Source organism: Belliella kenyensis, assembly GCF_022549675.1.
Classification (GTDB): domain Bacteria; phylum Bacteroidota; class Bacteroidia; order Cytophagales; family Cyclobacteriaceae; genus Belliella; species Belliella kenyensis.
The window spans coordinates 66,810-74,993 of sequence record NZ_JAKZGR010000019.1; the positions used below are offsets into that span (position 1 = coordinate 66,810).

Annotated in this window: 7 protein-coding genes; 6 read left to right on the forward strand and 1 reads right to left on the reverse strand. The window is 41.3% G+C overall.

What is annotated here, in order from left to right; genetic code table 11:
• Positions 1–8 precede the first annotated feature (8 nt).
• Entirely contained in the window at positions 9–4,217 is a 4,209-nt protein-coding gene (locus MM214_RS16945) for a DUF6443 domain-containing protein (RefSeq protein ID WP_241297338.1), read from the forward strand.
• Positions 4,218–4,271: 54 nt separating this feature from the next.
• A complete protein-coding gene (locus MM214_RS16950) occupies positions 4,272–4,763 on the forward strand; it encodes a hypothetical protein (protein ID WP_241297340.1) in 492 nt (163 codons plus the stop codon).
• A 42-nt stretch (positions 4,764–4,805) separates the two neighbouring features.
• On the opposite strand, the gene MM214_RS16955 is transcribed toward MM214_RS16950, so the two are convergent.
• Entirely contained in the window at positions 4,806–5,012 is a 207-nt protein-coding gene (locus MM214_RS16955) for a DNA-binding protein (protein WP_241297342.1), read from the reverse strand.
• A gap of 58 nt (positions 5,013–5,070) precedes the next feature.
• On the opposite strand from MM214_RS16955, the gene MM214_RS16960 reads away from it, so the two are divergent.
• The 4 genes from MM214_RS16960 to MM214_RS16975 form a co-directional block, all read left to right on the forward strand.
• The gene (locus tag MM214_RS16960) at positions 5,071–5,826 is read left to right on the forward strand and encodes an RHS repeat domain-containing protein (RefSeq protein WP_241297344.1); all 756 of its coding nucleotides are present in this window, start codon (positions 5,071–5,073) and stop codon (positions 5,824–5,826) included.
• Between the two features lie 335 nt (positions 5,827–6,161).
• Entirely contained in the window at positions 6,162–7,505 is a 1,344-nt protein-coding gene (locus tag MM214_RS16965; protein ID WP_241297346.1) for an RHS repeat-associated core domain-containing protein, read from the forward strand.
• A complete protein-coding gene (locus MM214_RS16970) occupies positions 7,502–7,927 on the forward strand; it encodes a toxin-antitoxin system YwqK family antitoxin (RefSeq protein WP_241297348.1) in 426 nt (141 codons plus the stop codon). The genes MM214_RS16965 and MM214_RS16970 overlap by 4 nt, the downstream gene beginning before the upstream one ends.
• A partial coding sequence (locus MM214_RS16975; RefSeq protein WP_241297350.1) for an RHS repeat domain-containing protein occupies positions 7,902–8,184 on the forward strand: 283 nt, incomplete at its 3' end. The genes MM214_RS16970 and MM214_RS16975, both read left to right, overlap by 26 nt.

An 8,184-nucleotide genomic window follows, 5' to 3' on the forward strand; every position in this document is an offset into this window, starting at 1 on the left:
GCGGGATCATGAAAACTCTTCACTACATTATTCTCCTAACAACGGTTCTTTTTTCAACCGTCATTGTTTCGAAATCTTTTTCCCAAACCTCAGGAAATGGCCAAAACTACGTCAAAAGATATACAGCCTTAGTCCCAACTGCAAGTGAGTCTACCTTGAAGACAGGGGGAAATACCACCTCGCAGAAACACTTTACCTACTACGATGGCCTAGGCCGTCCGAAGCAAGAAGTTCAGAAGCAAGCCTCACCTTTGGGAAGAGATATAATCGTTCCCATAACCTATGATGGATTTGGCAGGCAAGCAAAATCATTTCTACCATACACCAGAGACAACGGAACAGCGGCTGGTGATTTTCGTCCTGCTGGAGAAGCAGAACAAAAGGCTTTTCACAACACACACTTTGGAGGATCCTCAGGGAATTTTGCTTTTAGCGAAAATGTATATGACGGCTCTCCACTGAACAGGGTAGTGGAATCACATTCCCCGGGTCAGCCTTGGGCTAGAACAGCCCATGGTGGTGGCAACAAGCCTGTGAAGATGGATTACCTCTCTAATATCGCTGCAGATAATGTCTTTTTATGGGAAATATCTAATAACCGTCCAATCGCCTATCGATACTATAATCCCGGTACATTATATAAAACGATCACTACTGATGAGGATGGAAACAAAATAGTTGAGTTCAAAGATTTTCAAGAAAGGGTAGTACTTAAAAGAGTGCAGGCGCCAGATAACAAGTGGGCAAACACCTATTATGTCTATGATGATTTTGGCAACCTTCGCTATGTGCTTCCCCCTGAGTCTGTCAAGGGATATGACAGTTCGAACTTAGATGTGCCAGAAGGATACCACTTGGTAACACAGGATATCAACTACAATGCTATTCCAAGTGCAAACCGTAACAAAGTAGCCTATATCCCAACAGCTACAGTAACGGTCAGCGCAGGCACCACCCTTCCAGCAGGTGTACATATCATGCTCCACGGAATCATGCCAACAGAGGATCATCTCAACAACTGGGCCTTTCAATACAAATATGATGGGAGGAATAGACTGGTTGAAAAGCAGGTTCCGGGAGCCAAGCCAGTATATTTGGTTTATGATAAGCTTGACAGGTTGGTGTTGAGTCAGGACGGTAACCAATATCCCAATAAATGGAGTTTTACAAAATACGATGCATTCGACAGGCCTGTCATTACGGGGGAAAAAGCTATTCCAAACGTTTCATTGGCGGCAATTAGAAGCAATGTCCATAACCATTCAGTTTTATCGGAAAGTTATACCGGGAATGGCATCACCAAATACGCCAACACTACCTATCCTGCTTCGGTAACCGATGCTGATATCCATACAATCACTTATTACGATGACTACAGATTTACCAGCACGACTTTCAGTCTTCCTTCAGGTCAGTTCAATACCACAGGAGGCAAGATAGTTCCTGCTGTATTTTTAACCGTCAGGGGTCAAGTCACAGGTACTAAAGTTAAGGTATTGGGAACTACAAACCAATATGTGGAAACAGTAAACTTCTACGATGATCGCTACAGGTTGATCCAATCCAGGATGGTGAATTCCAAAAATGGCAATGATGTACTCACCACGCAGTATGATTTTGCAGGTAGGGTGAGGAAAACCTACCTGCAGCACAATAATCCTGCTGCGGATATCAAAAACACAGCTGTCGCCCAGGACTACAGCTATGACCATGCTGGTAGGCTGTTATCTGTTACCCACAAAATTAATAATTCCCCTACGATTACCCTTTTAAGTAATACTTATAATGAACTGGGTGAATTGATCAAAAAGGATCTGGCCAATGGCTATGAAGACATAGATTATGCCTACAACATGCGGGGCTGGCTGACCAGGATCAATAACCTGTCGGATGCTACACCGAAGCTTTTTGAAATGGATTTGAAATATAACGATGCGCCTACAGCCAATAGGAGATTCAATGGTATCATAGGTCAGACCGAATGGAAGAATCCATATGAGTCTATGAAGAATACCTACACTTACACCTATGACCAAATGAATAGGCTGACAACTGCTATTTATAGCAACAATGCCTCAGGAAATACCATGAACTTCAATGTTCCTGCGATAAGCTATGACCTGAATGGAAACATAAAGACATTGCAGCGTAGAGGGAATCACAATGACACGCCAAATCAACTAATAGACAACCTGACCTATACCTATGCTAAAGGCAATCAGCTTAGCAAGGTGACAGATGCCACAGGGATAAGCTCAGGCTTCAAAGACGGAGCAAATGTAGCCGATGAGTATATCTATGACCCCAACGGCAACATGACAGTTGATAGGAACAAAGGCATTACGTCGATTACTTACAACCCACTGAATCTACCAAGCAAGGTAACCTTCAGCGCATCCAAATACATAGAATATACCTACGATGCCAGTGGCAGCAAGCTGTCCCAGAAAACGGTAGATGGAGGAACTACCAAAGTTTCGGATTATGTAGGAGGCTTTGTATATGAGGACAATAAGTTACAGTTTTTACAACATAATGAAGGTCGGGTTGTAGCCAAAAGAAATGCATCAGGTACATTCCAAAACTACGAGTACCAATACCACCTGAAAGACCATTTGGGTAATGTAAGGGCAACTTTCAAGACACAGCATGATGTAGATCAATATCTGGCAACATTCGAGAATGCTTCAAGTACCTATGAGAACAATTATTTCAGCAGGTACGGCGAAGTTACCAGAATCAATGCCCCAATATTTAACAGGACTTCAGGGTCTGGAAATTCATTTTCAGTCAGACTTACAGGAGTAGGGAATTCAAAGCATGGTTTAGCTAAATCCCTTGCAGTGAAACCCGGAGATAAAATAGATGCGGAAGTTTATGTGAAATACCTGGATCCAAGTACCACAGGAACCCCAGGGTCAGCCTTTGCGCAGCTGATCACTAATTTGGCAAACAATGCCTCAAGTGTAGTGATAGATGGAGCCACGGCTGGAACTAACCCGATGCCCTTTGCAGGCTTGATGGGCTATGGAAGTGACAACTCCACAGGGCCTAAGGCATACCTGAATGTCCTGGTCTTTGACCAAAACTATCAGTTCCAGCCAAGTCAGAGCACTTTCAAATCAGTGACTTTAGCAGCCAGGGAGACAGGGACGAATGTTCAGCACGAACTCGTAAAAACTATTCAAATCACAATACAAAAGCCAGGATATGTGTATATTTACTTCTCCAACGAGAACCCAACTCCCGTTGAAGTGTTCTTTGATGACTTCAGGGTAATCCATACCAACAGTAACATAGTCCAAAAGGATGATTACTATCCCTTTGGGATGACGTTTAATTCCTATTCAGCACCGAGTGGAATTCAGCAGGCATTCAAATTCAATGGCAAAGAAAGAGAAGAGCTGACAGGCTGGGATGATTTCGGGGCGAGGATGTATATGAGTGACTTGGGTAGGTGGGGAGTTGTGGATCCGTTGGCAAATCAAAGGGATTGGCTTTCACCATACAATTTCGTGCAGAATAACCCATTGTCAAGGATAGATCCAGACGGAATGCTTGACAGAGAATCTGATAGGTGGGGGTTCGGAGACTTTGTCAACAGAGTCAGACAATTTTTCTTTGAGTTAGTCTCTATTCCGAAGAACGAGGAAGAAGGTGTGGAGAGGGCAGAGACTTGGAGAAAAGTTAAGAATGTTGAAACAGTTGTTACTGATTTGAGAGAACATCAAAAGGATGTTATAGATGTTTTACCAGGTGGAGTATTATTAAATGGATTAATTGATAATCACTTAGGTCAGTTTTCAGGAGAAGAGTTTGGATCTGGTATTGCTGCTGAAGGTGTGGGCATTTTATTGCCTGGAAGCAAGCTACTATTGAAGTATGGCGGAAAGAATGCCGCTAAGACGAGTACGCAAGGTGGATTGAACCTTTTCAAATGGGGAGCTCCTCAAACTACGAAAGCGACAGGTTGGAAAGCGGGAGATTATATGTTGCATCTTCCGAACAAAGGAACTCCTAAGCTGAATTGGAAAGCCAATTACGGGGCATTGCGTAGAGAAATGGGTTTGGGTAAACCTATTTTTGATTCCTACAGGCTGCCCAATGGTAATTTGATACCAACAGGTGGATTCTTGAATGCAGAAAGATCAATTCTTCAGGGAAGGGGTTGGATTTATAACCCAAGTAGTGGTGCGTGGATGCCACCTGGATTTTAAAGAAGGGGGTGGCAAATGGAATTTAATCAACTCATATTAGAAAAGTTGCATTCTTTGTTCATAGATTATGGATTGGAAAAGACAGAGCAATCAACGAACATCGTAAAGTATGAATCGCAAGAATTGGTTATCGTACTAAGCCATAATCCTAGAGAGAACTCAAATACTCTTTGGGTGGGCAGAAAACACTTTAATGAAGTTGAAATCGATAATCAGGTTATGCGAGAATACTTTAACTCTGACCTAAAACTTAGCAATCTCCCCCAGGAGACTTTTATAAATAATGTGTTCCTGTTTTTTATGGGAGATGGAGAAAAGTTGTTGAAAGGGAATGAGCGTGCTTTAGTTAGTCTTGAGAAGTTTAATGAACAAAGGAGCTCTGAATATACTGCCAATCTTGTGGAGCAACAAAACCTTGAAGCGGCCAACAAAGCTTGGAAAGAAGGGAATTACTCTGACGTAATTAAATATTTGGAGAAGATAAACGATCTGCCGGAATCCTTTAAGCAGAAATACAAGATTGCACAACAGAAACTAGGTAAATAAAACTTTTAAAAGCCTCGGAGAAAATCCGGGGCTTTTATCATTTTAGAAATTGGCTTTACCGTCCAACAGGTCTTTCATTCGTTTTTTGGTGAGCATTGAATTAATGATTTTAACCAGAGCATTTTTTTCATCTTCATCGAGTTGGTTAATCAGCATCAATTGTTCGTTCAGTTCGTGGTTCTGAAGCTCTACCACGGAGTTTTCACTATCGTTCAAAAGGTTGTCGGCACTTACGGCAAACACCTTCATCAATCGTTGCACAATATATGGCAGTAACGGCTATGAAGACTTAGATTATGCTTATAACATGCGGGGCTGGCTGACCAGGATCAACAACCTGTCGGATGCCACACCGAAGCTTTTTGAAATGGATTTGAAATATAATGATGCGCCTACAGCCAATAGGAGATTCAATGGTAACATAGGTCAGACCGAATGGAAGAATCCATATGAGTCTATGAAGAATACCTACGCTTACACCTATGACCAAATGAACAGGTTGACAAAGGCCACCTATAGTAACAATGCAGCTGGGAACACCATGAACTTTAATGTTCCCCTGATCGAAAATGACTTGAACGGCAATATCGAAAAACTGCAGCGTAGAGGGAATCACAATGATACGCCAAATCAACTGATAGACAACCTGACCTATACCTATGCCAAAGGCAATCAGCTTAGCAAAGTGACGGATGCCACAGGGATTGACTCAGGCTTCAAAGATGGAGCAAATGTAGCCGATGAGTATCTCTATGATACAAATGGCAACATGACAGTTGATAGGAACAAAGGCATTACGTCGATTACTTACAACCCACTGAACCTGCCCAGCAAGGTCACCTTCAGTGCATCCAAATACATAGAATATACCTACGATGCCAGTGGTAGCAAGCTGTCCCAGAAAACGGTAGATGGAGGAACTACCAAGGTTTCGGATTATGTAGGAGGCTTTGTATATGAGGACAATAAGTTACAGTTTTTACATCATAATGAAGCGGGTAAGCCGCTAAGAAACAGTCCAGTGGACTGTTTTAGGCTTAAGCCAGGTTGCGGGAAGGAGTAGCCAAAAAAAATGCTTCGGGTACATTCTAAGACCATGATTATCAGAATTAAACTTCCAATCTAATGTTGGTTTTATTTCCTCAAACTGTTTTTCATGCTTGCGGGTGGGATGACGGAGATCCGGGCCAGCGGTGGCCTGTAGCGTGGATAGGATTTCTCCGTCTTGACTTTTTTGTTACTTTTTGTGTCAAGACAAAAAGTAAGAGGAATTGATCAAGATAATCTTTACCATTTCACTAACTGTCCAAAGTTTCCCTATTATATTTTTAGTAAGAAATAACGATCATTTACACACGATCCTACAATCGTAAGGATTCAATTGATGCTCAAGTTTATGTGAAGTACCTGGATCCAAATACCACAGGAACCCCAGGGTCAGCCTTTGCACAGCTGATCACCAATTTGGCAAACAATGCCTCAAGTGTAGTGATAGATGGAGCCACGGCTGGAACTAACCCGATGCCATTTGCAGGCTTGATGGGCTATGGAAGTGACAACTCCACAGGGCCTAAGGCATACCTGAATGTACTGGTCTTTGACCAAAACTATCAGTTTCAGCCAAGTCAGAGCACTTTCAAATCAGTAACTTTAGCAGCCAGAGAGACAGGGACGAATGTTCAGCACGAACTCGTAAAAACTATTCAAATCACAATACAAAAACCAGGATATGTGTATATTTACTTCTCCAACGAGAATCCAACTCCCGTGGAAGTGTTCTTTGATGACTTCAAGGTAATCCATACCAACAGCAACATAGTCCAAAAGGATGATTACTATCCCTTTGGGATGACGTTTAATTCCTACTCTGCACCTAGTGGAATTCAGCAGGCATTCAAGTTTAACGGAAAAGAAAGGGAAGAGCTGACAGGCTGGGATGACTTTGGGGCGAGGATGTATATGAGTGATCTTGGTAGATGGGGAGTTGTGGATCCGTTGGCAGCGGAGTATCACGACGTAAGTCCTTTTAATTATGCAATAAATAACCCAATTAGATTTATTGATCCGGATGGTAATAGTGTGTGGGATATGACTACAGATAAAGCTCATAAATCAGCTTTGGTAACCTTTGCAAGAACAAAAGAAGGAAAGCGTTTTCTCGCCCAATATGCCAAGGCAGGACAAGAAATAGGGGGCGTGAGATTTAAAAAGGATGGAAAATATTCTCATCAACATGTTGCGTTTTATTCAGCCGCAAACTTGGATGGTGGAGCTCATGGCATGACAAGGGCTTTCTTGAGAACTAAACAATCACCAAAGGGTTTAAAATTGACAAATATAACCCCTTCGACAATTAAGGAGAATAAAGGGAATTTGGATAATTTATCTTTTTCAATTGATATTAAAAATGGTATCAGCGAAAATGACGCATTGTTGACAATTGGACATGAGGCATTTATACACGTTGAAAAAACCACAAAAGATGTAAAGGAAGGTTTGTTAAAGTTTTTTTCTGGTGAATTTGGTTCAGGCACTGATGGAGAAACAGATTTTTCAATTTTCATGACCAAGTTAGTTGGGGATGAATCTGATCATAGACTTGCTGTGAATGGTGAAGTTGTTAGCATGGAAAATTTTGTTAAAGAATTAGATTACCTTTTTGGAGGTAACACATTCTTTACCAATTATGAGGAATGGAAGAATGCAGAGAAAAAAAGACTTGAAAAATCATCAAGAAGATGAAACACTTAAATTATTATTTTCTTACAATTTGGTTGACTTTTATCGGATGTCAAGAAAAATCTGAAAGGATAGAATCAAGCTTTCTTCAAATTGAAATTAATGAAGAAGGTCTATTGGAAAAGATAGGAAAAACTGTGGATGGTGTTAAAGAAGGGGAATGGAGAATATTCATACACGGGAAACTCTATTCGATTCAAAATTACAAAAATGGACTTTTACACGGGAAAGAAACGAATTTTGAACCGTCAGGAAAAAAATTAGAGGAAGGACAATGGGAATTAGGTCTTAGGGTAGGAATTTGGTATTTCTATGACGATGGTATATTGGTTTCTGTTACAGAATACGAGAATGATTCAGGGAAAATTATCTATCATAACCCTAAATTTAAATATACGGATGAAATCCCGCCGCCACCTAATTGAAAAAAAATTCAAGTTTAACGGAAAAGAAAGGGAAGAGCTGACAGGCTGGGATGACTTTGGGGCTAGGATGTATATGAGTGATTTGGGGAGATGGGGAGTTGTGGATCCTGTTGCGGAAATATATGAAGGATTCAGTCCATATAATTTTACCCTGAATAGTCCCATCAAATACATAGATCCAAATGGGATGTGGGTAGAAGGAGCAAATGGTTATTCGACAAATGATCCTGATGAGATGAGGGATTTTTTGAGACAGC